The 19,078-nt window shown below is 71.1% G+C and carries 17 protein-coding genes; 12 read left to right on the top strand and 5 right to left on the bottom strand.

Annotated features, from left to right (window positions below):
- Positions 1 to 10: 10 nt before the first annotated feature.
- The 5 genes from ACFY9V_RS24255 (at position 11) to ACFY9V_RS24235 (ending at position 5,963) form a co-directional block, all read left to right on the top strand.
- Positions 11 to 1,255, top strand: coding sequence for an ROK family protein (locus ACFY9V_RS24255; protein ID WP_391162871.1), 1,245 nt, complete (start codon positions 11 to 13; stop codon positions 1,253 to 1,255).
- Between the two features lie 139 nt (positions 1,256 to 1,394).
- Positions 1,395 to 2,678: an extracellular solute-binding protein gene (locus ACFY9V_RS24250; protein WP_391051257.1), complete on the top strand. Its 1,284-nt coding sequence runs from the start codon at positions 1,395 to 1,397 to the stop codon at positions 2,676 to 2,678.
- A gap of 1 nt (position 2,679) precedes the next feature.
- The gene (locus ACFY9V_RS24245; protein WP_391051259.1) at positions 2,680 to 3,684 is read left to right on the top strand and encodes an ABC transporter permease subunit; all 1,005 of its coding nucleotides are present in this window, start codon (positions 2,680 to 2,682) and stop codon (positions 3,682 to 3,684) included.
- Positions 3,677 to 4,543: a carbohydrate ABC transporter permease gene (locus tag ACFY9V_RS24240; protein ID WP_355335489.1), complete on the top strand. Its 867-nt coding sequence runs from the start codon at positions 3,677 to 3,679 to the stop codon at positions 4,541 to 4,543. Before ACFY9V_RS24245 ends, ACFY9V_RS24240 begins: the two co-directional genes overlap by 8 nt.
- A 64-nt stretch (positions 4,544 to 4,607) precedes the next feature.
- The gene (locus ACFY9V_RS24235; protein WP_391162870.1) at positions 4,608 to 5,963 is read left to right on the top strand and encodes a spherulation-specific family 4 protein; all 1,356 of its coding nucleotides are present in this window, start codon (positions 4,608 to 4,610) and stop codon (positions 5,961 to 5,963) included.
- A gap of 64 nt (positions 5,964 to 6,027) precedes the next feature.
- Here the strand turns inward: ACFY9V_RS24235 and ACFY9V_RS24230 are convergent, their stop codons facing one another.
- The 5 genes from ACFY9V_RS24230 to ACFY9V_RS24210 form a co-directional block, all read right to left on the bottom strand.
- Entirely contained in the window at positions 6,028 to 7,761 is a 1,734-nt protein-coding gene (locus ACFY9V_RS24230; protein ID WP_391051263.1) for a dipeptide ABC transporter ATP-binding protein, read from the bottom strand.
- Entirely contained in the window at positions 7,758 to 8,678 is a 921-nt protein-coding gene (locus ACFY9V_RS24225; protein ID WP_391162869.1) for an ABC transporter permease subunit, read from the bottom strand. Before ACFY9V_RS24225 ends, ACFY9V_RS24230 begins: the two co-directional genes overlap by 4 nt.
- A complete protein-coding gene (locus tag ACFY9V_RS24220) occupies positions 8,675 to 9,631 on the bottom strand; it encodes an ABC transporter permease (protein WP_355335481.1) in 957 nt (318 codons plus the stop codon). Before ACFY9V_RS24220 ends, ACFY9V_RS24225 begins: the two co-directional genes overlap by 4 nt.
- A 12-nt stretch (positions 9,632 to 9,643) precedes the next feature.
- The gene (locus ACFY9V_RS24215) at positions 9,644 to 11,260 is read right to left on the bottom strand and encodes an ABC transporter substrate-binding protein (RefSeq protein ID WP_391051266.1); all 1,617 of its coding nucleotides are present in this window, start codon (positions 11,258 to 11,260) and stop codon (positions 9,644 to 9,646) included.
- A gap of 105 nt (positions 11,261 to 11,365) precedes the next feature.
- Positions 11,366 to 12,052: a response regulator transcription factor gene (locus ACFY9V_RS24210; RefSeq protein ID WP_355335477.1), complete on the bottom strand. Its 687-nt coding sequence runs from the start codon at positions 12,050 to 12,052 to the stop codon at positions 11,366 to 11,368.
- Positions 12,053 to 12,453: 401 nt separating this feature from the next.
- Between ACFY9V_RS24210 and ACFY9V_RS24205 the strand changes: the two genes are divergently transcribed.
- From ACFY9V_RS24205 to ACFY9V_RS24175, 7 genes are all read left to right on the top strand, one after another.
- Positions 12,454 to 13,938, top strand: a complete 1,485-nt coding sequence (locus ACFY9V_RS24205) for an FAD-dependent monooxygenase (RefSeq protein ID WP_355335475.1) — start codon at positions 12,454 to 12,456, stop codon at positions 13,936 to 13,938.
- A gap of 2 nt (positions 13,939 to 13,940) precedes the next feature.
- Positions 13,941 to 14,267 (top strand): TcmI family type II polyketide cyclase, encoded by a 327-nt coding sequence (locus tag ACFY9V_RS24200; protein ID WP_355335472.1) that lies wholly within the window; start codon positions 13,941 to 13,943, stop codon positions 14,265 to 14,267.
- A complete protein-coding gene (locus ACFY9V_RS24195; RefSeq protein WP_355335471.1) occupies positions 14,264 to 15,544 on the top strand; it encodes a beta-ketoacyl-[acyl-carrier-protein] synthase family protein in 1,281 nt (426 codons plus the stop codon). Before ACFY9V_RS24200 ends, ACFY9V_RS24195 begins: the two co-directional genes overlap by 4 nt.
- Positions 15,541 to 16,761, top strand: coding sequence for a ketosynthase chain-length factor (locus ACFY9V_RS24190; RefSeq protein ID WP_355335468.1), 1,221 nt, complete (start codon positions 15,541 to 15,543; stop codon positions 16,759 to 16,761). Before ACFY9V_RS24195 ends, ACFY9V_RS24190 begins: the two co-directional genes overlap by 4 nt.
- A 177-nt stretch (positions 16,762 to 16,938) precedes the next feature.
- Positions 16,939 to 17,211, top strand: coding sequence for an acyl carrier protein (locus ACFY9V_RS24185; RefSeq protein ID WP_355335466.1), 273 nt, complete (start codon positions 16,939 to 16,941; stop codon positions 17,209 to 17,211).
- Positions 17,212 to 17,222: 11 nt separating this feature from the next.
- Entirely contained in the window at positions 17,223 to 18,008 is a 786-nt protein-coding gene (gene fabG / locus ACFY9V_RS24180; RefSeq protein ID WP_355335464.1) for a 3-oxoacyl-ACP reductase FabG, read from the top strand.
- Between the two features lie 131 nt (positions 18,009 to 18,139).
- Complete coding sequence (locus ACFY9V_RS24175) at positions 18,140 to 19,078, top strand: aromatase/cyclase (protein ID WP_355335462.1); 939 nt, start codon at positions 18,140 to 18,142, stop codon at positions 19,076 to 19,078.

The raw sequence follows: 19,078 nt of genomic DNA, 5'->3' as shown, positions 1-19,078 counted from the left end.
AGGGGACGTCGTGACCGAGACTCCGAGCGGCGGCGACCTCTCCCGGCTCCGGCAGCTCAACTCCCTCGCCGTGCTGGGGGAGCTGAGGTCCGCACCGGCGATGACCCTGACCGAGCTGTCCCGGCGGACCGGGCTGTCGCGCGCCTCCACGGAGGACGTGGTGCGCGAGTTGCTGGACAACGGCTGGCTGGCCGAGGTGCCCGCCGCGGCCGGGATGGTGGGCCGGCCCGCCCGGCGGTTCCGGTTCCGCGCCGACGCGGGCCGGGTGCTCGGGGTGGACATCGGCGGCCACAAGATCCTGGCGCTGGTGGCGGACCTGGACGGAACGGTGCTGCACAGCGCCCGGGTGGCGGTGGCGCCGGCCATGGGCCGCAAGGAGCGCCTGGCCGCGCTGGACGGCGCGGTGGCAGGAGCGCTCGCGGGCGGCGGCCTGACCACCGGCGACCTGTGGGCGACGGGCGTGGCCACCACCGGGCTGGTGGACGGCGCGGGCAGGGTGATGCTCTCCGAGGCGCTGCCGGAGTGGACCGGCGTGGACGTGGGGGCGCATCTGCGCCGCCTGGTCGGCGGCCCGGCGCTGGTCGAGAACGACAGCAAGCTGGCCGCGCTGGCCGAGTCGTGGTGCGGGGCGGCGCGTTACGCCAAGGACGTGGTGGTGATCCTCGCCGGTCTGCGGACCGGCGCCGGGCTGATCATCGACGGCAAGCTGCACCGCGGCTTCGGCAACGCGGCCGGAGAGATCGGAGCACTGCCCGCCTCGGGCTGGATCAGGGCGCAGGAGCACCTGCGCGCGTGGCCGCCGCAGGCCGGTCCCGCGCGGGAGCGCACCGGGTCGTCGGGGCAGGGGCAGGGGCGGGGGCGGGGCGCAGGAGTGCACGCGGACACAGCGGTTGACCAGGAGGCCGCGGCCGAGGCGGTGTTCGAGGCGGCGCGCGCGGGCGACCGCAAGGCGGCGGCGGTGGTGCGGCGCTATGTGCGGGACGTGGCCGTCGGGACGGCGGCGCTGGTGCTGACCCTGGACCCCGAACTGGTCGTGATCGGCGGCGGTTTCTCCCGGTCGGCCGACCTGATCGCGGAGCCGCTGCGGCGCGAGCTGGACCGCTGGTGCATCCGCACGCCCGAGGTGCGCATCTCCGAGTTCGGCGACGAGGGGGTGGCGCTGGGCGCGCTGCGGCTGGCCCTCGACCACGTGGACCGGCAACTGCGCGAACGGCACGAACTGGGCGGCGTGGAGCACTTCTCCCGCCGCGTCTGACCGGGCGCGGAGACCGCTGAGAGGAATTCTTCATCTCACGGGTCTTGACTTAATTTCCATGGACTCCATGATTAATGCCACTCGACGACTCCGGCTGACGGTCTACCGCCGGGGCGTGTGGATCCTGGGAGGGCCCGGTATGCGGAAGTCGGTGCGATGGTGTGCGGTGGCGCTCGGGGTGGTGCTGGCCGCCTCGGCCTGTTCGTCGGGCGGGAGCGGCTCGGACGCGGGCGGTTCGGGCGCGGGCGGTTCGGGCGGCAAGGTCACCTTGTCGTACGGGGTGTGGGACGCGACGCAGAAGACGGCCATGGAGCAGCTCGGCCGCGAGTTCACCCGCACCCACCCCGGCATCACGGTCAAGGTCCAGCTCACCCCGTGGGCCGACTACTGGACCAAGCTCAAGGCGGCTGCCACCGGCGGCGCCGCCCCTGACGTCTTCTGGATGAACGGCCCCAACTTCCAGCTCTACGCCTCCAACGGCGTGATCCGCCCGCTGGACGACGGCATCGCCAAGGACAGGACCGACCTGTCCGCCTACCCCAAGCAGTTGGTCGACCAGTACACGTACCAGGGCAAGCACTACGGACTGCCGAAGGACCTGGACACGGTCGGCGTCTGGTACAACAAGACGCTCTTCGACGCCGCCAAGGTCCCCTACCCGAAGGCCGGTTGGACCTGGGGCGACTTCCGGAAGGCGGCCGCGGAGCTGACGGACGCGAGCAAGGGCCAGTACGCCACCGGCGCGGAGCTGACCAGCTTCCAGGAGTACCAGTACAACACCATCGCCCAGGCCGGCGGCTATGTGATCTCACCGGACGGCAAGAAGTCCGGTTACGCCGATCCGAAGACGATCGAGGGCCTGCGCTTTTGGACCGACCTGATCCAGAAGAAGCAGTCGCCCGACCTGAAGACCATGACGGACACCGCGCCGCTCCAGCTCTTCGAGGCGGGCAAGCTCGCGATGTACTGGGGCGGCTCCTGGGACTCCCTGGAATTCGGCGGCAACGCCTACACCAAGGACCGGGTCGACGTCGCCCCGCTGCCCACAGGCGAGAAGCGGGCCACGATCATCCACGGCCTCGCCAACGTGGTCTCGGCGCGGACCAAACACGCCGACCAGGCATGGCAGTTCGTGAACTTCCTCGGCTCCGAGCCGGCCGCCGAGATCCTGGCCAAGTCCGGCGCGATGCCGGCGTACAACGGCACGCAGGGCGCCTGGATCGCCGCCTACCCGCAGTTCCACCTCCAGACCTTCCTCGACGAGGTGCCGTACGGCGTCCCGTACCCGGTCTCGAAGAACACCGCCGCCTGGAACGAGGCCGAGCTGACGTATCTCACCAAGGCGTGGAACGGCCAGGAGCCGGTGGACAGGGCGGCGCGCGGGCTGGCCGCGGCGATGGACGACCTGCTCGCCAAGGAGTGACATGACCCTCACGTCCACCCCCGGCGCCGCCGGGGACCTGCAGGCGGCCACCGGCGCCCGGCCGCGGACCGGGCGGCTGTCACGGCTGCCCGGCCGCTTCCGGCGACCGCGCCGCGACCGCGTCACCGAGGCGCTGTGGGGCTACGCCTTCATCGCGCCGACCGGCCTGGGCCTCGCGGTCTTCTACCTGTGGCCGGTCGTGCAGACCGCGTACTTCTCGTTCACCCGCTGGGGCGCCTTCGGCGGCCACACCTGGAGCGGGCTGGACAACTACCACCGGATGCTGCACGACGGCGAGTTCGGCCGGGCGCTGGTCAACACCCTCGCCTACACCGGGCTCGGACTGCTGTCGATCCCGCTGGCGATCGTCTTCGCGGCGCTGCTCAACCGTCGGGGGCTGCGCGGCGTCGGCGTCTACCGCACCGTGTTCTTCCTGCCGGTGGTCACCATGCCGGTGGCGATCGGCATGGTGTGGCGCTGGCTCTACAACGGCGACTACGGGCTGATCAACTACCTGCTGTCGCTGGTCGGCATCGACGGCCCGAACTGGGTGGCCGACCCTCGGGTGGCGCTGTACGCCCTGGTCGTGGTGGGCGTGTGGAGCAGCATCGGCTACAACCTGGTGATCTTCCTGGCCGGGATGCAGGCGATCCCGCGCGAGTACTACGAGGCCGCGGAGATCGACGGCGCGGGCCCGCTGCGGCAGTTCCGCTCGGTCACCCTGCCGCTGCTGTCGCCCACCGCGTTCTTCGTCTCGGTGATCTCGGTCATCGGCTCGCTCCAACTGTTCGACCTGGTCTACGTGATGGCCGGATCGGGCGCCGCGGCCCGCTCCAACCCGGCGTTCCCGCGCCTGGAGACGGTTGTGCAGCTCTTCTACGACCGCGCGTTCGTCACCAACGACCGCGGCTACGCGGCGGCGATCGTGATGGTCCTGCTGCTGATCATCGTCGCGCTGACGGCCTTTCAGTTCCGCATGCAGAAGAGGTGGGTGCACTATGGCTGAGGTCCACACGGCCGGCCGGGCCGCGGACCGGCCCGCCCGCCGCTCCCGGCGCGGACGTCACCCGCTGGTGCACACCGTGCTGATCGCGGCGTCGCTGGCGATGGTCGCGCCGTTCCTCTGGCAGATCGTCACCTCCCTGAAGTCGCTGAGCGACGCGACCCATGTGCCGCCGTCGCCGCTGCCCGGCGGGCACTGGGACAACTACGGCAAGGTCTTCGACCTGCTGCCGTTCGGCCGGCAGTTCCTCAACACGCTGCTGATGTCGCTCGGGCGCACGCTCGGCCAGGTCGTGCTGTGCCCGATGGCCGCCTACGCCTTCGCGCGGCTGCGCTTCCCCGGCCGCGGGATGCTCTTCGGGCTGTTCCTGTCGGTGCTGATGGTGCCGCCGCAACTGTTCATCATCCCCCAGTACCAGATCATGTCCGACCTCGGCTGGCTCAACAGCCTCCAGGCGCTGATCCTGCCCGGCATGTTCAGCGCGTTCGGCGTCTTCCTGCTCCGGCAGTCGTTCCTGGCCCTGCCGAAGGAGCTGGAGGAGGCGGCGCGCATCGACGGCGCGGGGCCCTGGCGGATCTACTGGTCGGTGATGCTGCCGCTGGTCCGCCCCGGACTCGTCGCGCTGGCGGTCCTCGCGCTGCTGTGGTCCTGGAACGACCTGTTCTGGCCGCTGGTGGTCAACACCGACCCGGACAAGATGACCCTGTCCGCCGGACTGGCCTCGCTCCAGGGACAGTTCCAGACCGACTACCCCGTGCTGATGGCCGGATCGCTGCTCGCCTCGCTCCCGGTCATCGCCGTCTTCGTCCTCCTGCAACGGCAGTTCGTGCAGGGAATCGCGCACACCGGGGTCAAGGGCTGACGCTTCCTGTCCCCCTGGTCCCACCCCCTGTTCACGCAACCCCCCACCGTCGAAAGGGGATCACATGTCCCTCATCCGATCACTCGCACACACCCGGTCGCGGCATCGCCTCACCGCCGCGCACCGGACCAGGGCCGCCGTGAGCGCGGCGGTCGCCGCCGCGCTCGCGCTGACCATGTCCGGCACGCTGTCCGGCCGGGCGAGCGCGGCAGCCGGGGCGCAGCATCTGGCCGTACCCGCGTACTTCAACCCCTCGGACGCCGCCGGCCGCGCCTTCTGGACCCAGATCGACCAGGCGGGGTCCCGCGTCGGCATCGCCGTCGCGAACCCCTCCAACGGGCCCGGCACCGCGGTCGACAGCGGCTACGCCTCGGCCGTGAGCGCGGCGGCCGGGGCCGGGGCGAATGTGCTCGGCTACGTCGACACCGGCTACTTCGGCACCACAGGGCGTACCACCCGCGGCGGGCAGACCAGCGTCGCCGCGTGGACCGCGCAGATCAACGCCGACGTGGCCAACTGGTACTCCTGGTACGGCTCTTCGGGCCTCGCGGGCATCTTCTTCGACGACGCCCTGGGCGACTGCGGCTCGGGCAACGCGCACGTGAACCTCTACACCGGCATCAACTCCACCACCAAGCAGGCCCACCCGGGCGCCCTCACCGTCGACAACCCCGGTTCGCCCGCCGAGTCCTGCTACGCGTCGGCGGCCGACGTCCTGGTGATGTTCGAGAACACCTACAGCGTCTACGCCTCCTGGACCGCGCCCGACTGGGAGCTGCACTACGCCAACCCCGACAAGTTCTGGCACCTGGTCTACGACACGCCGGCGCAGGCCGACATGGAGAACGCGGTCGCACTGAGCAAGCAACGCAACGCCGGTTATCTGTACGTCACCCCGGACAACCTGCCCAATCCGTGGGACACCCTGCCCACCGGCGCGTACTGGTCCGACGAACTGGCGAAGGCCGCTGCCGCCGGATCGGGCGGGTCCGGGGGCACCGGCGGCTCCGGCGGGGGCACCGGGTGCACCACCACCGCGGGCTCCGGCGCCATCACCTCGTACTCGGCGTGCGCCTCGGCGGGCACGGCCGTCTTCAAGGCGACCTTCAACAGCTCCGAGAGCTTCCACCACGTCTTCATCAACACTGACGGCAACACCGCGACCGGCTACCAGGCGCCCGCGCCGTCGTCCTCACCGCTCGGCGCGGACTACATGATCGAGAACGGCTCCCTCTACCGCAGCACCTCGACCGGCTGGGCGTGGGCCGCGGCCACACCGGCCCCGACCACCACGATCAGCGGCTCGACGTACACCTGGACGCTGCCGCTGACCGCCCTCGGCTCACCCCGGGGCACCCAGCAGGTGGAGTTCAACGCCGGTACCGCCTACACGCCGGTGGTCTCCTTCAGCGCGGGCTAGAACCGCCCGCGCCAATGTCCGTGCCCGGCCCGCGACGAACCGCGGGCCGGGCACGGACGACCGGTCACCGGACGAGGCTGCCCGGCACGGAGGCCAGCAGTTCCCGTGTGTACGGGTGGGAGGGCGCGGCGAAGACCTCCTTCACCGTGCCGCTCTCGACGAGCCGTCCCGCCCGCATCACGCCGACCCGTGAGGCGATCTGGCGGACGACGGCCAGATCGTGCGAGATGAAGAGATAGCTGAGACCGAGCTGGTCCTGGAGACCGGCGAGCAGATCCAGGATCTGCGCCTGCGACGACACGTCGAGCGCGGAGACGGGCTCGTCGCAGACCACCAGATCCGGGTCCAGCGCCAGCGCGCGGGCGATCGCGACCCGCTGGCGCTGGCCGCCGGACAGCTCGGAGGCGCGGCGGCCCAGGAACGCGGCGGGCAGCCGGACCAGGTCCAGCAGATCCGCCGCCCGCCGGGCGCGCTCGGCGCGGGAGCCGATCCGGAAGGCCCGCAGCGGCTCGCAGACGATCTCCGCGACGGACATCCGCGGGGACAGCGAGGCGTACGGACTCTGCTGGACGATCTGCATACGGCGGCGCAGTCGGCGCAGCTCACCGCCGTCGAGGCCGGTGATGTCCCGCCCGTCGAAGGTGATCCGCCCGGAGGTCGGCTCGGTGAGCCGTACGAGCATCCGCGCCGTCGTCGACTTGCCCGAACCCGACTCGCCGACGAGGGCGACGGTCTCGCCCCGGCCGACCCGCAGGCTGACGCCGTCGACGGCCCGTACGCCGAGGCGCCGGTCCCCTCGGCGGCCGGGGTACTCCTTGACCAGGTCCTCGGCCACGACCAGGTCGTCCGCCGCGCCCGGCTCCCCGGCCACGAGCGGCGCTTTCCCGGCGACCGGGCCGGCTCCGTACGCCCGCTCCCGAACGGACCGGAACGCGGCTCGTGACCGGGCCGGAGCCGGTACCGGCGACCGGGCCAGACTCGGGGCCGCCGCGAGCAGGCCGCGGGTGTAGGGGTGCTCCGGTTCTTCGAGCACCTGCCGTACCGGTCCGGTCTCGACGACCTCGCCGCGCGACATGACACTCACCCGGTGCGCCCGGTCCGCCGCGACCCCGAGGTCGTGGGTGATCAGCAAAACCGCGATGCCCCGGTCCCGGGTCAGCGTGTCGATGTGGTCGAGGATCGTCCGCTGGACGGTGACGTCCAGCGCGCTCGTCGGCTCGTCGGCGATGACCAGCCGGGGCCGCGCGGCCAGCGCGATGGCGATCAGCACCCGCTGGCGCATGCCGCCGGACAGCTCGTGCGGGTACTGGCGCGCGACCCGGACCGGGTCGGGCAGCCCCGCCTCGCCGAGCAGGTCGAGGGCCTGCCGGGCCGCCCCCGCCCGGTCGGCGAGCCGGTGGATGAGCAGCGCCTCGGCCACCTGGGACCCGACCCGCCGCACGGGATTGAGCGACAGCATCGGGTCCTGCGGGATCAGGCCGATCTCCCGGCCCCTGAGCCCGCGCAGTCCCGTCTCCCCGGCGCGCGCCACGTCGGCGCCGTCGAAGAGGACGGACCCCGCGTCGAGCGAGCCGCCGCGCGGCAGCAGCCCCGTCACCGCGAGCGCCGCCGTGCTCTTGCCCGAGCCCGACTCGCCGACCAGGGCGACCACTTCGCCCGGCTGGACGGTCAGGTCGACGCCGCGGACGGCGGGCACGGTTCCGGTGCGGGTGCGGTAGGAGATCCGCAGCCCCCGGATGTCGAGCAACGGACCTGCGGACGGCGGGGATGCGCCGTCCGTCGGTGTCGTGTGCGTCATCGGTCCTCCGTGTCTTCGCCGTCGAGGGAGCGGGCGATGCGATTGGCGGCGAGCACGGTGGCCGCGATCACGAGCCCCGGCAAGGTGGTGAGCCACCAGGCCGTGGCGAGGTAATTGCGGCCGTCCGAGACCAGCGAACCCCACTCCGGCGCCGGGGGCTGCGCGCCGTAGCCGAGGAACGACAGCGAGGACACCTGGAGGATGACCGCGCCGAAGTCGATGGCCGCGTAGACCAGTACGGGACCGGCCGCGTTCGGCAGCACGTGCCGCCACAGCACCGCGGGCCATCGGGTGCCCGAGGCCCGCGCCGCCTCCACATAGCCGGACCCCGCGACCTTGAGCACCTCGGCGCGCATGATCCTGGTGAAGGTCGACACGCTGGTCACGCCCACGGCGAGGGCCACCTTGACGGTGCCGAATCCCAGCGCCGTCACCAGCGCGAGCGAGAGCAGCAGGCCGGGAATGGACAGCAGGACGTCGGTGAGCCGCATCAGCGTGTCGTCCACGACCCCGCCGAGGTAGCCGGCGAGCAGCCCCGCCAGCGACCCGACGACGAGTCCGACCAGCACGGCGAGCCCGCTCGCCTGGAGGGTGAGCAGGGCGCCGTGCACGACGCGGGCGAAGACGTCGCGGCCCAACTGGTCGGTGCCGAAGAGGTGTTCCGCGCTCGGCGCCGCGAGCTTGTCCCGCGGCGCCGCGGCCAGCGGATCGCGGGAGGTGAGCAGCCGGGGGAAGAACGCGGTCGGCAGCAGCACCGCGATCAGCAGCGCCGACAGCAGCAGCCCCGGCCGCGTCAGCCAGAACCGCGCGTACCGGCGGAGCCGGGACCGCGGGTGCGGCGACTGCGCGGGCTCGGCGCGGGTCAGGTCCGCGCCCGGCCCCGCGGTGTCCGCGTCCGGGAGGCTCAGTTCGGTCATGTCCGCACCGTCGGCTTCGTCGTCGCGGTGATCCGCGGGTCCAGCAGGGGCAGGAGCAGGTCGACGGCGAGAGTCGTCAGGACGAACGTGACGGCGCCGAGGACGACGACGCCCTGGACGACCGGGATGTCCTGGGCCGTCACCGCCGCGGCCGTCTCACGCCCTATCCCGGCACGGGCGAAGACGGTCTCCACGACCACCGCCCCGGCCAGGAGATTGCCGATCATGATGCCGACCAGGGTCAGCGGGGCGATCGACGCGTTGCGCAGGGCATGTCCGAACAGCACCCGCCGCCGGTTCGCCCCCTTGGCCAGGGCCGTCTGGACGTACGGCTCCGCCAGTGCCGTGCGCAGACTCTTGGCGAGAACCTGCGCGATGAGCGCGGCACCGGGCAGCGCGAGCGTGACCGACGGGAGGACCAGGGAGTCGAAGCCCTCGTCGCCGAAGGCCGGGAAGACATGCCAGCGGAACGAGAACAACTGGACCAGCACCAGCCCCACCCAGAAGGTCGGCGCCGACACCCCCAACGCGGGTAAGGAGAGCAGGAGCTGGCGCAGCGGCCCGCTCCTCGTCCAACTGGCCAGCAGCGCCACGGCGCTGCCCAGCACCAGGGCCAGCAGCAGTGCGCTGGCGGCCAGTTGGACGGTGGTCGGGAGGTCGTGGGAGAGCAGCCGGGTCACCGGGACACCGTTCTGCACCGACCGGCCCAGATCACCGTGCAGGGCATGGAGCAGCCTGGTGCCGTACTGCTCGGCCAACGGCTGGTCCAGGCCGTACTGGTGGCGCAGTGCCTCGGTCTGCGCCGGGGTGACCGTACTGGCGTCACCGCCGCCCGCCGCCATGATCGTCGCCGGGTCGCTGGGCAGCAGGTACAGCACACCGAAGGACACCGTGTAGGCGGCCCACAGTACGAACACGGCCTGGAGCAGCCGCCGTAGGAGATAGGTCCTCATCGTCGCCTTCGTTCAGGAGAGCCAGGCGTCGTGGAACTGCGCCTGGGACGACGAGCCGAGGGTGATGTCGTGCACCTTGCCGCTGAGCGCGTACACGCTGGTCATCTCGAACACCGGTATCTGGTAAGCCTGTTCGAGCACGCGGCGCTGCGCCGAGGCGACGATGGCGGCGCGCTTGGCGGGGTCGGCCGCGGCGGCCTGGGTGTCGAGCAGGGTCTGCAACTCGGGGTCGTCGATGTGCGAGAGGTTGAGCAGCTTGCTGGAGAAGGCGGTGCGCAGGATGTCCGGGTCGGCCCTGGTGCCGTTGCCCCAGGACAGGTCGTAGTCGCCGCTCTTCTGGGCGACCTGGTAGTCGGCGATGCTCAGCACCTTGAGGGTGAGGCCGATGCCGGCCTTCTTGACCTGCTGCTGCACGAGTTCCAGGACGGACTGGTTGGGGCCGAAGTTGGGCGCGAGAATGACCTTGAGGTCGAGCTTCGCGCCGTTCTTCACGCGGATGCCGCCGGGCCCCGGCTTCCAGCCCGCCGCGTCCAGGATCCGCCCCGCGGCGGCCGGGTCGTGGGCGAGGAGCTTGGAGTTGTCCTGGTAGCCGTCGGTGGTGCTGGACAGCGAGCTGGTGGCCGGGTGGTAACTGCCGCTGAGGACGGTGTCGACGACCTCCTTGCGGTCGATGGCGACCTCCAGCGCCCGGCGTACCGCGATGTCGCCCGCCTGGGGCCGCGAGGTGTTGACGCTCAGCGCGACCGGAACGCCGGGGTTGGAACGGGACAGCAGCTTCGCGCCCTGGCCGGTGACGCCCGCCTCGTCCTGCGGCGCGACCCCGGCGATGGCGTCGACCTGCCCGGATTCCAGGCTGCCGGTGCGCACGCCCGACTCCGGTACGACCTTGAAGGTGATCTTGTCCAGGTAGGCGGGGCCGCTGTGCTTCCACAGGGCCGAGCCCCCGGTGTAGTCGGCGCGCCGGTTGAGTTCCACCGAGCGTCCCGGGGTGTAGCTCGCCAGGGTGAAGGGGCCCGAGCCGATCAGCGGCCCCGCGCACAGCTTCTCGGCGCTGCCCTTCAGGCTCGCGGGGGCCAGCAGGCCGAGCGTGGTGGTGGAAGTGGCCTGGAGGAACTGGGCGTTGGGGTGGTCGAAGGTGACCTTCGCGGTGTGCGCGTCGATGACCTCGGTACTCCGGTAGCCGCTGAGGTAGCCGGAGCCGAAGATCGACTTCGCCCCGAGCTTCACCACGGCGTCGAAGTTGGCCTTCACGGCGTTCGCGTCCACCGGGCTGCCGTCACTGAAGGTCGCGCCGTCGCGCAGATGGAAGGTGAACGCCGAGGCGTCCGGGCTCACGTCCCAGGAGGTGGCGAGCCAGGGGGCGATCTTCCCGGTCGCTGCGTCCTGGTCGGTGAGCGAGTCCACCAGCCCGCGCGCGGCGTAGACCGCGTCGTTGGTGGCCGCCTGGTGCGGGTCGACGCAGATCGGGTCCGAGCCCAGCGCGAAGGTCAGATGACCGCCCGCGTGGGGCTTGGCCGTCTTCCCGTCGGTCGACGGGGACGTGGAGTCCGACGACGAGCAGGCCGCCAGCGTCAGGGACAGGACGACGGCCGTGGCGAGCAGGTGGGCTTGGTGGCGTGAGCCGGGCATGAGGCAGGGCCTTCCGGGCGAGATGTACCGGACACAAGTTCCGGGGTGCGAGATACCGGAACGGGTGTTCCGGCGGTGAAGTGAGGTGGGGGCGGCGGGAGTCGTTCAGCCGTGTCCCATCCGGAACCCGATCCCGCGGAGCGTGACGACCCAGCTCGGGTCGCCCAACTTCTTCCGCAGCGCGCTGACATGGGTGTCGATGGTGCGGCTCGCCCGCGCGCTCAGCGGGCGGCCGTCGTGCTGATAGCCCCACACGTCGGCCATCAACTGCGTACGGGTGAAGACCGTCTGCGGCTGTGACGCGAGTTGGAGGAGAAGGCAGAACTCGATCCGGGTGAGCCTGATGAGCCGGCCGTTCACCCGGACCTCCCGGGTGTCCGGGTCGACGCACAGCGAGCCGATCATGATCGGCTGCGACCGGACGGCGGCCGAGAGTTGCGGTCCTGAACGCCGCAGGACGGCCTCGATACGCGCGTGGAGTTCGCGGTATCCGAAAGGCTTGGCCATGCAGTCGTCGCAACCGGCCTGTAAGCACAGGATCCGGTCGAGTTCGGTGTCGGGGTCGGTGAAGGCGATGATCGGTATGTCGCTCGCCGACCGGAGCAATCGGCACACTTCGAGACCGTCCATGTCGGGCAGCGCCAGGTCGATGAGGAAGAAATCGAACTTGGAGTACTTCTCCAGCGCCTCCGCACCGGTGCCGCACTGCTCGATGTCGAATCCGTGCCGCTGCAACTCGGTACTCAGGCTGCCGACCCCAATCGTGTCGGAATCCGCTACCAGCACCCGCATGACTTTCCAACCTCGATGGGGATCGCTCAAATTTCTTTGGCAGATTAGCGGCCGCCGGGCCCGCTTTGAAGATCCGGCGGGACATTTCATACTCCTGCAAGGTTCCCGCAACTATCCGGCGCATACGCGCAGTTGGGGCGGAGCGGCCGGTCGTGCTCGGTCAAGAAACCTGTACATCCCTTGACGGTTTCTTATGAATCGCCGTCGAGCGGCGTGGTGCCTGACGTCGGCTTCATGGTCGGAGTGTCAGGAACCTGAAGACACGGTTTGACGTTCCTCTGACGGTCATTTTCAGATACCCTTTAGATTTTTGCTTGAATTCTGGGCAGGGCGTGACGGACGATATTTGCGTCCAACGGAAACCCGGCGGACGCGATTGCCCTTTCAGATGGGAGAGGTGTATGAGCGCTTCGGTCATCATTGCGGGAGCCGGACCGGCCGGGCTCGTACTCGCCGGGGAACTGCGGCTGGCCGGTATTGACGTCATTGTTTTGGAGCGCCTTTCCGGACCCACCGCGGAATCACGCGGAATAGGATTGGCGATTCGAACAGTCGAGACTTTCGCCCAGCGCGGACTGCTCCGCCGCTTCGGTGAGCTCACGACCAGCGAGCAGGGCCACTTCGGCGGGGTCCCGCTGGACCTCGGCGTGCTCGACGGCCCGTACCGCAGCGCCAAGACCGTGCCCCAGTCCGTCACCGAGACCGTTCTGCAGAACTGGGCGCTCGAACTCGGCGCCGAGATCCGCCGCGGTCACGAGGTCCGCTCCTACCAGGAGGAGGACGCGTCCGTCGCCGTACGCGTCGGAACCCCGGACGGGGAGCGGACACTGCGGGCGGACTACCTGATCGGCGCCGACGGCGGGCGCAGCACCGTCCGCAAGGCCGGCGGATTCGACTTCCCCGGCACCGCGGGCGCCACCGAACTGCTGCTCGCGGACATCCGCGGCATCGACGTGGCGCCCCGTATGACCGGCGAACTGTCGGCCGGCGGCATGGTGATGTCCGCCCCGCTGGCGGGCGGCGTGCACCGCGTCATCGTCGGCGAGCGCGGCACACCGCCGCGTAGGCGGAGCGGCCCGCCGCTCTTCCACGAGGTCGCCGACACCTGGAAGCGGCTCACCGGGGACGACATCTCCGGCGCGGAGCCGGTGTGGATCAGCGCCTTCACCGACGCCGCACGCCAGGTCTCCGACTACCGCAGGGGCCGGGTCCTGCTGACCGGCGACGCCGCCCACATCCACTTCCCCGCGGGCGGCCAGGGCATGAACACCAGCATCCAGGACTCGGTGAACCTCGGCTGGAAACTCGCGGCGGTCCTGCGCGGCACCGCGCCGCAATCCCTGCTCGACACGTACCACACCGAACGGCACGAGGTCGGCAGGCAGTTGCTCGCCAACACCGGCGCGCAGAGCCAGTTGATCCTCGGCGGCAAGGAGGCGCAGCCGCTGCGCGACGTGCTCGCCGAGCTGACCGCGTACCAGGACGTGACCCGCCATCTCGCGGCGCAGGTCAGCGGGTTGGCGATCCGGTACGACGTGGGACCCGGCCCCAATCCGCTCCTCGGGGCGCGGATGCCGCATGTGGAACTGAGCGTGCGGGGCCGGCCGACCAGCAGCACCGCGCTGCTGCACGCCGGCCGCGGCGTCCTGCTCGACCTGGCCGACAACCCGCACGTGCGCCGCCGCGCCGCCGACTGGCGCGAGCGGATCGACATCGTCACCGCCGTCCCGCGCGGCGACGGACCCGACCCGCTCGACGGTACCACCGCGGTGCTGATCCGCCCCGACGGCTATGTGGCGTGGGCCGGACCCGGCAGCCACTACGACCTTCCGGCGGCACTGGACCGCTGGTTCGGTCCCGCCCGACTCGATTCGCGAGAGAGGTAGAGATGCACAGCACACTGATCGTCGCCCGAATGAACCTGGGCTCGGCCGAGGAGGTCGCCCGGATATTCGGCGCCTTCGACGGGACCGACATGCCGCATCTGATGGGCACGCGCCGCCGTGAGCTGTTCTCGTACCGCGGTCTGTACTTCCACCTCCAGGATTTCGACGCCGAGAACGGTGGCGAGCGCATCGAGACCGCCAAGAACGACCCCCGGTTCATCCGGATCAGCGACGACCTCAAGCCGCACATCGAGGCGTACGACCCCGCCACCTGGCGCTCGCCGGCCGACGCGATGGCCCAGCGCTTCTACCACTGGAGCGCTTCGTGAGCAGGTCGACCGGCCGCCGCGTCGTGATCACCGGAGTCGGTGTCACGGCCCCCGGCGGCATCGGGGTCAAGGACTTCTGGCAACTGCTGGCCGACGGACGCACCGCGACCCGCAGGATCTCGTTCTTCGACCCGGCGCCGTTCCGCTCCCAGATCGCCGCCGAGGCGGACTTCGACGCCGAACTGTCCGGGCTCACCCCGCAGGAGATCCGCCGGATGGACCGCGCCGCGCAGTTCGCGGTGGTCACCGCCCGCGAGGCGGTCGCCGACAGCGGACTGGACTTCGACTCCGTCGACCCGCACCGCGTGGGCGTGACCATCGGCAGCGCCGTCGGCGCCACCACCGGCCTCGACCAGGAGTACCGCGCGGTCAGCGACGGCGGACGGCTGGACCTCGTCGACCACGAGTACGCGGTCCCGCACCTCTACAACTTCCTGGTGCCCAGTTCCTTCGCGACCGAGGTCGCCTGGGCCGTGGGCGCGGAGGGGCCCGGCACGGTGGTCTCCACCGGCTGCACCTCCGGCCTCGACGCCGTCGGCTACGCGACCGACCTGATCCGCGACGGGGCGGCCGACGTGGTCGTGGCCGGGGCGAGCGACGCCCCGATCTCGCCCATCACCGTCGCCTGCTTCGACGCGATCAAGGCCACCACGGCGCGCAACGACGACCCGGAGCACGCCTCCCGGCCGTTCGACGCCAGCCGCACCGGCTTCGTACTCGGCGAAGGGGCGGCCGTGTTCGTCCTGGAGGAGTTGGAGAGCGCCCGCCGCAGGGGCGCCCACATCTACGCCGAGGTCGCCGGTTACGCGACCCGGTCCAACGCCTTCCACATGACCGGACTGCGCCCGGACGGCGCGGAGATGGCCGAGGCGATCCGGGTGGCGCTCGACGAGGCCAGGATCGATCCGCAGGACATCGACTACATCAACGCGCACGGCTCCGGCACCAAGCAGAACGACCGCCACGAGACCGCCGCCTTCAAGCGCAGCCTCGGGGACCACGCCTACCGGACGCCGGTCAGCTCCATCAAGTCGATGGTGGGCCACTCGCTCGGCGCCATCGGCTCGATCGAGATCGCGGCCTCCGTGCTGGCGATGGAGCACAGCGTCGTACCGCCCACCGCCAATCTGCACCACCCGGACCCGGAGTGCGACCTCGACTACGTGCCGCTGACCGCGCGCGACTGGCGTACGGACACGGTGCTGTCGGTCGGCAGCGGCTTCGGCGGCTTCCAGAGCGCGGTAGTGCTCGCCCGACCGGATCGGAGCGCTCGATGAACGCCCACCCCGTGGTGACCGGACTCGGTGTCGTCGCGCCCAACGGCCTCGGCGTCGAGGAGTACTGGGCCGCCACCCTCGAAGGACGCAGCGGCATCGGACGGATCACCCGCTTCGACCCCTCGGACTACCCGTCGCGGCTCGCCGGTGAGATCGGCGGCTTCGACGCCCGCGAGCACCTGCCCAGCAGGCTGCTGCCGCAGACCGACCGGATGACCCAGTTGGCGCTGGTGGGCGCGGACTGGTCGCTGAAGGACGCCGGGATCGACGCCGACGACCTGCCCGCCTACGCGGCCGGGGTGATCACCGCCAGCCACTCCGGCGGCTTCGAGTTCGGCCAGAACGAACTCAAGGCCCTGTGGAGCAAGGGCGGCCGGTACGTCTCCGCCTACCAGTCCTTCGCCTGGTTCTACGCCGTCAACAGCGGGCAGATCTCCATCCGGCACGGACTGCGCGGCCCCAGCAGCGTGGTCGTCAGCGACCAGGCGGGCGGCCTGGACGCGCTCGCCCAGGCCAGGCGCCAGATCCGCAAGGGGACGTCGGTCGTGGTGGCCGGCGCCGTCGACGCGTCGATCTGCTCCTGGGGGTGGGTGGCCCAACTGGCCGGCGGACGGCTGGCCACCGGGGACGACGCCGAGCGCGCCTACCTGCCCTTCGACGCGTCCGCCCGCGGCCATGTGCCCGGCGAGGGCGGCGCGTTGCTGGTCGTCGAGGACGCCGAGCACGCGCGGGCCCGAGGCGCCGGGAACATCTACGGCGAACTCGTCGGCCACGCCGCCACCATGGATCCCCGGCCGGGCAGCGGCCGGGCGCCCGGCATCGAACGGGCCATCGAGGAAGCGCTGTTGGACGCGGGCACCGGCCCCGACGAGGTGGACGTGGTCTTCGCGGACGCCGCCGCGATCCCCGAACTCGACCGTATCGAGGCCGAGGCCATCACCAAGACCTTCGGCCCGCACGGGGTCCCGGTGACCGCGCCCAAGACCATGACCGGCCGCCTCTACTCCGGCGCCGCGCCGCTGGACGTCGCCGCCGCGCTGCTGAGCATCCGCGACGGCGTGATCCCGCCGACCATCGGCACGGCCCTGGCCGACCGGTACGACATCGACCTGGTGGTCGGCGCCCCCCGCCCCGCGCCCGTACGCACCGCCCTGGTGCTCGCCCGCGGCCAGGGCGGATTCAACTCGGCCCTCGTCGTACGCGCCGCCGACCGCTGAACCCACCCGGCGCCGACGGTTGTTGTCGCCCGCCCACGACGGCTGAAGCCACCTGCCGCCGACCGCTGTAGTCACCCGCCGCCGACCGCTGAGGCCGCCCGCCGCCGGGACCACCGGCCACCGCGGGCTCCGGCCTTCGCGCCCCGGCCACCATCCCCACCACGAAAGGCACCGGACATGTCCACCACCAGCCCGTTCACCCTCGACGACCTCCGCCGCATCCTGCTGGAGGCCGCGGGCGAAGAGGAGGGCGTCGACCTGAGCGGCGACATCATCGACACCGAGTTCCAGGCGCTCGGCTACGAGTCGCTCGCCCTGCTGGAGACCGGCAGCCGGATCGAGCGCGAGTACGACATCTCGCTCGACGACTCCGCCCTGACCGACGCGGTCACACCGCGCGGCCTCATCGACGCCGTCAACTCGCAGCTCTCCGCTGCCCCGAGCGTCTGAGGAGACGGCACATGTCGCAGAACACGGAGCGGGTCGCCCTGGTGACGGGCGCGACCAGCGGTATCGGCCTGGCGGTCGCCCGCCTGCTGGCCGGCCAGCGGCACCGGGTCTTCATCGGCGCCCGCAACGCCGACAACGTCGCGGCCACCGTCAAGGAACTGCGCGCCGAGGGGCTGGAGGTCGACGGCGCGGTCGTCGACATCCGCAGCGACGAGGAGGTCAGGTCGTTCGTCCAGGCGGCCGTCGACCGCTTCGGCACCATCGACGTGCTCGTCAACAACGCGGGCCGCAGCGGCGGCGGAGTGACCGCCGACATCACCGACGAGCTGTGGTACGACGTGATCGAGACCAACCTGAACAGCGTCTTCCGGGTCACCCGTGAGGTGCTGAACACGGGCGGTCTGCGCGACAAGAGCCGCGGCCGGATCATCAACATCGCCTCCACCGCCGGGAAGCAGGGCGTGGTGCTCGGCGCCCCGTACTCCGCCTCCAAGCACGGCGTCGTCGGTTTCACCAAGGCCCTGGGCAACGAGCTGGCGCCGACCGGGATCACGGTCAACGCGGTCTGCCCCGGCTACGTCGAGACGCCGATGGCCGCGCGGGTCCGGCAGGGCTACGCGGCGGCCTACGACACGAGCGAGGACGCGATCCTCCAGAAGTTCCAGTCCAAGATCCCGCTCGGCCGATACTCCTCGCCCGAGGAAGTGGCGGGACTGGTCGGCTACCTCGCCTCCGACACCGCCGCCTCCATCACCTCGCAGGCGCTCAACGTGTGCGGCGGCCTCGGCAACTTCTGAGCCCTCGCCGATCTCCGGCCGATCTCCGGCCGATCCCGTTTGCCCTTTGCCCGACCCCTGACCGGCCCCTGACCGACCGCGGACGACCGCCCGGTCCCGCGGTCCTTTCCACCACCGATCGGAGCTGTGACATGACGACCCGTGAGGTCGAACACGAGATCACCGTGCGGGCCCCCGCCGCCGACGTCTACCGGCTGCTCGCCGAGGTCGAGAACTGGCCCCGGCTGTTCCCGCCGTCCGTCTACGTCGACTACCTCGAACGCGACGGGAACGAGGAGCGCATCCGGATCTGGGCCACCGCCAACGGCGAGGCCAAGAACTGGAGTTCGCGGCGGACGCTGGACCCCGAGGCCCTGCGTATCCGCTTCTGGCAGGAGGTCTCGGCGCCCCCGGTGGCCGAGATGACCGGCACCTGGATCATCGAGCGGCTGGGGGAGCGGGAGTCGCGGGTACGGCTGCTGCACAGCTACCGCGCGATCGACGACGACCCCGAGGGTCTGCGATGGATCGACGAGGCGGTCGACCGCAACAGCCGGGCCGAACTGCCGGGCCTGAAGACCAACTTGGAGCTGTCGGCGCAGGACGCCGGGCTGAGCCTGTCCTTCGAGGACAGTGTGCGGGTCGAGGGCGCGGCCAAGGACGTCTTCGACTTCGTCAACGAGGCCCACCTGTGGACCGAGCGGCTGCCGCACGTCGCCAAGGTCGAACTCACCGAGGACACCCCGGGCCTCCAGACCCTGCGGATGGACACGCTCACCAAGGACGGCTCGACCCACACCACCGAGTCGGTCCGGGTCTGCTTCCCGCACCACAAGATCGCCTACAAGCAGACCACGCTGCCCGCGCTGCTCGACCTGCACACCGGCTACTGGACCTTCGAGGAGGGCGAGGACGGGGTCACCACCGCCACCTCACAGCACACCGTCGTGCTCAACGCCGAGAACATCGGCAAGGTGCTCGGCCCCGAGGCGGGGGTGGAGGAAGCGCGCCGGTTCATCCGTGAGGCGCTCGGCAACAACAGCCGGGCCACGCTGAACCACGCCAAGGAGCACGCGGAAGCGCGGCGCTGA

The organism is Streptomyces sp. NPDC008317, assembly GCF_042955955.1.
Classification (GTDB): Bacteria; Actinomycetota; Actinomycetes; order Streptomycetales; family Streptomycetaceae; genus Actinacidiphila.
Note: the sequence above shows the minus strand (reverse complement) of the source record. Positions and strands in the feature narration are given on the sequence as shown.

What these genes read in the sequence shown, in the direction of transcription:
- ACFY9V_RS24200 (WP_355335472.1), top strand. Translation starts at nt 13,941, where the DNA reads ATGCACAGCACACTGATCGTCGCCCGAATGAACCTGGGCTCGGCCGAG.
- fabG (WP_355335464.1), top strand. Translation starts at nt 17,223, where the DNA reads ATGTCGCAGAACACGGAGCGGGTCGCCCTGGTGACGGGCGCGACCAGC.
- ACFY9V_RS24185 (WP_355335466.1), top strand. Translation starts at nt 16,939, where the DNA reads ATGTCCACCACCAGCCCGTTCACCCTCGACGACCTCCGCCGCATCCTG.
- ACFY9V_RS24190 (WP_355335468.1), top strand. Translation starts at nt 15,541, where the DNA reads ATGAACGCCCACCCCGTGGTGACCGGACTCGGTGTCGTCGCGCCCAAC.
- ACFY9V_RS24205 (WP_355335475.1), top strand. Translation starts at nt 12,454, where the DNA reads ATGAGCGCTTCGGTCATCATTGCGGGAGCCGGACCGGCCGGGCTCGTA.
- ACFY9V_RS24220 (WP_355335481.1), bottom strand. Translation starts at nt 9,631, where the DNA reads ATGAGGACCTATCTCCTACGGCGGCTGCTCCAGGCCGTGTTCGTACTG.
- ACFY9V_RS24245 (WP_391051259.1), top strand. Translation starts at nt 2,680, where the DNA reads ATGACCCTCACGTCCACCCCCGGCGCCGCCGGGGACCTGCAGGCGGCC.
- ACFY9V_RS24210 (WP_355335477.1), bottom strand. Translation starts at nt 12,052, where the DNA reads ATGCGGGTGCTGGTAGCGGATTCCGACACGATTGGGGTCGGCAGCCTG.
- ACFY9V_RS24215 (WP_391051266.1), bottom strand. Translation starts at nt 11,260, where the DNA reads ATGCCCGGCTCACGCCACCAAGCCCACCTGCTCGCCACGGCCGTCGTC.
- ACFY9V_RS24230 (WP_391051263.1), bottom strand. Translation starts at nt 7,761, where the DNA reads ATGACGCACACGACACCGACGGACGGCGCATCCCCGCCGTCCGCAGGT.
- ACFY9V_RS24250 (WP_391051257.1), top strand. Translation starts at nt 1,395, where the DNA reads ATGCGGAAGTCGGTGCGATGGTGTGCGGTGGCGCTCGGGGTGGTGCTG.
- ACFY9V_RS24225 (WP_391162869.1), bottom strand. Translation starts at nt 8,678, where the DNA reads ATGACCGAACTGAGCCTCCCGGACGCGGACACCGCGGGGCCGGGCGCG.
- ACFY9V_RS24175 (WP_355335462.1), top strand. Translation starts at nt 18,140, where the DNA reads ATGACGACCCGTGAGGTCGAACACGAGATCACCGTGCGGGCCCCCGCC.
- ACFY9V_RS24235 (WP_391162870.1), top strand. Translation starts at nt 4,608, where the DNA reads ATGTCCCTCATCCGATCACTCGCACACACCCGGTCGCGGCATCGCCTC.
- ACFY9V_RS24240 (WP_355335489.1), top strand. Translation starts at nt 3,677, where the DNA reads ATGGCTGAGGTCCACACGGCCGGCCGGGCCGCGGACCGGCCCGCCCGC.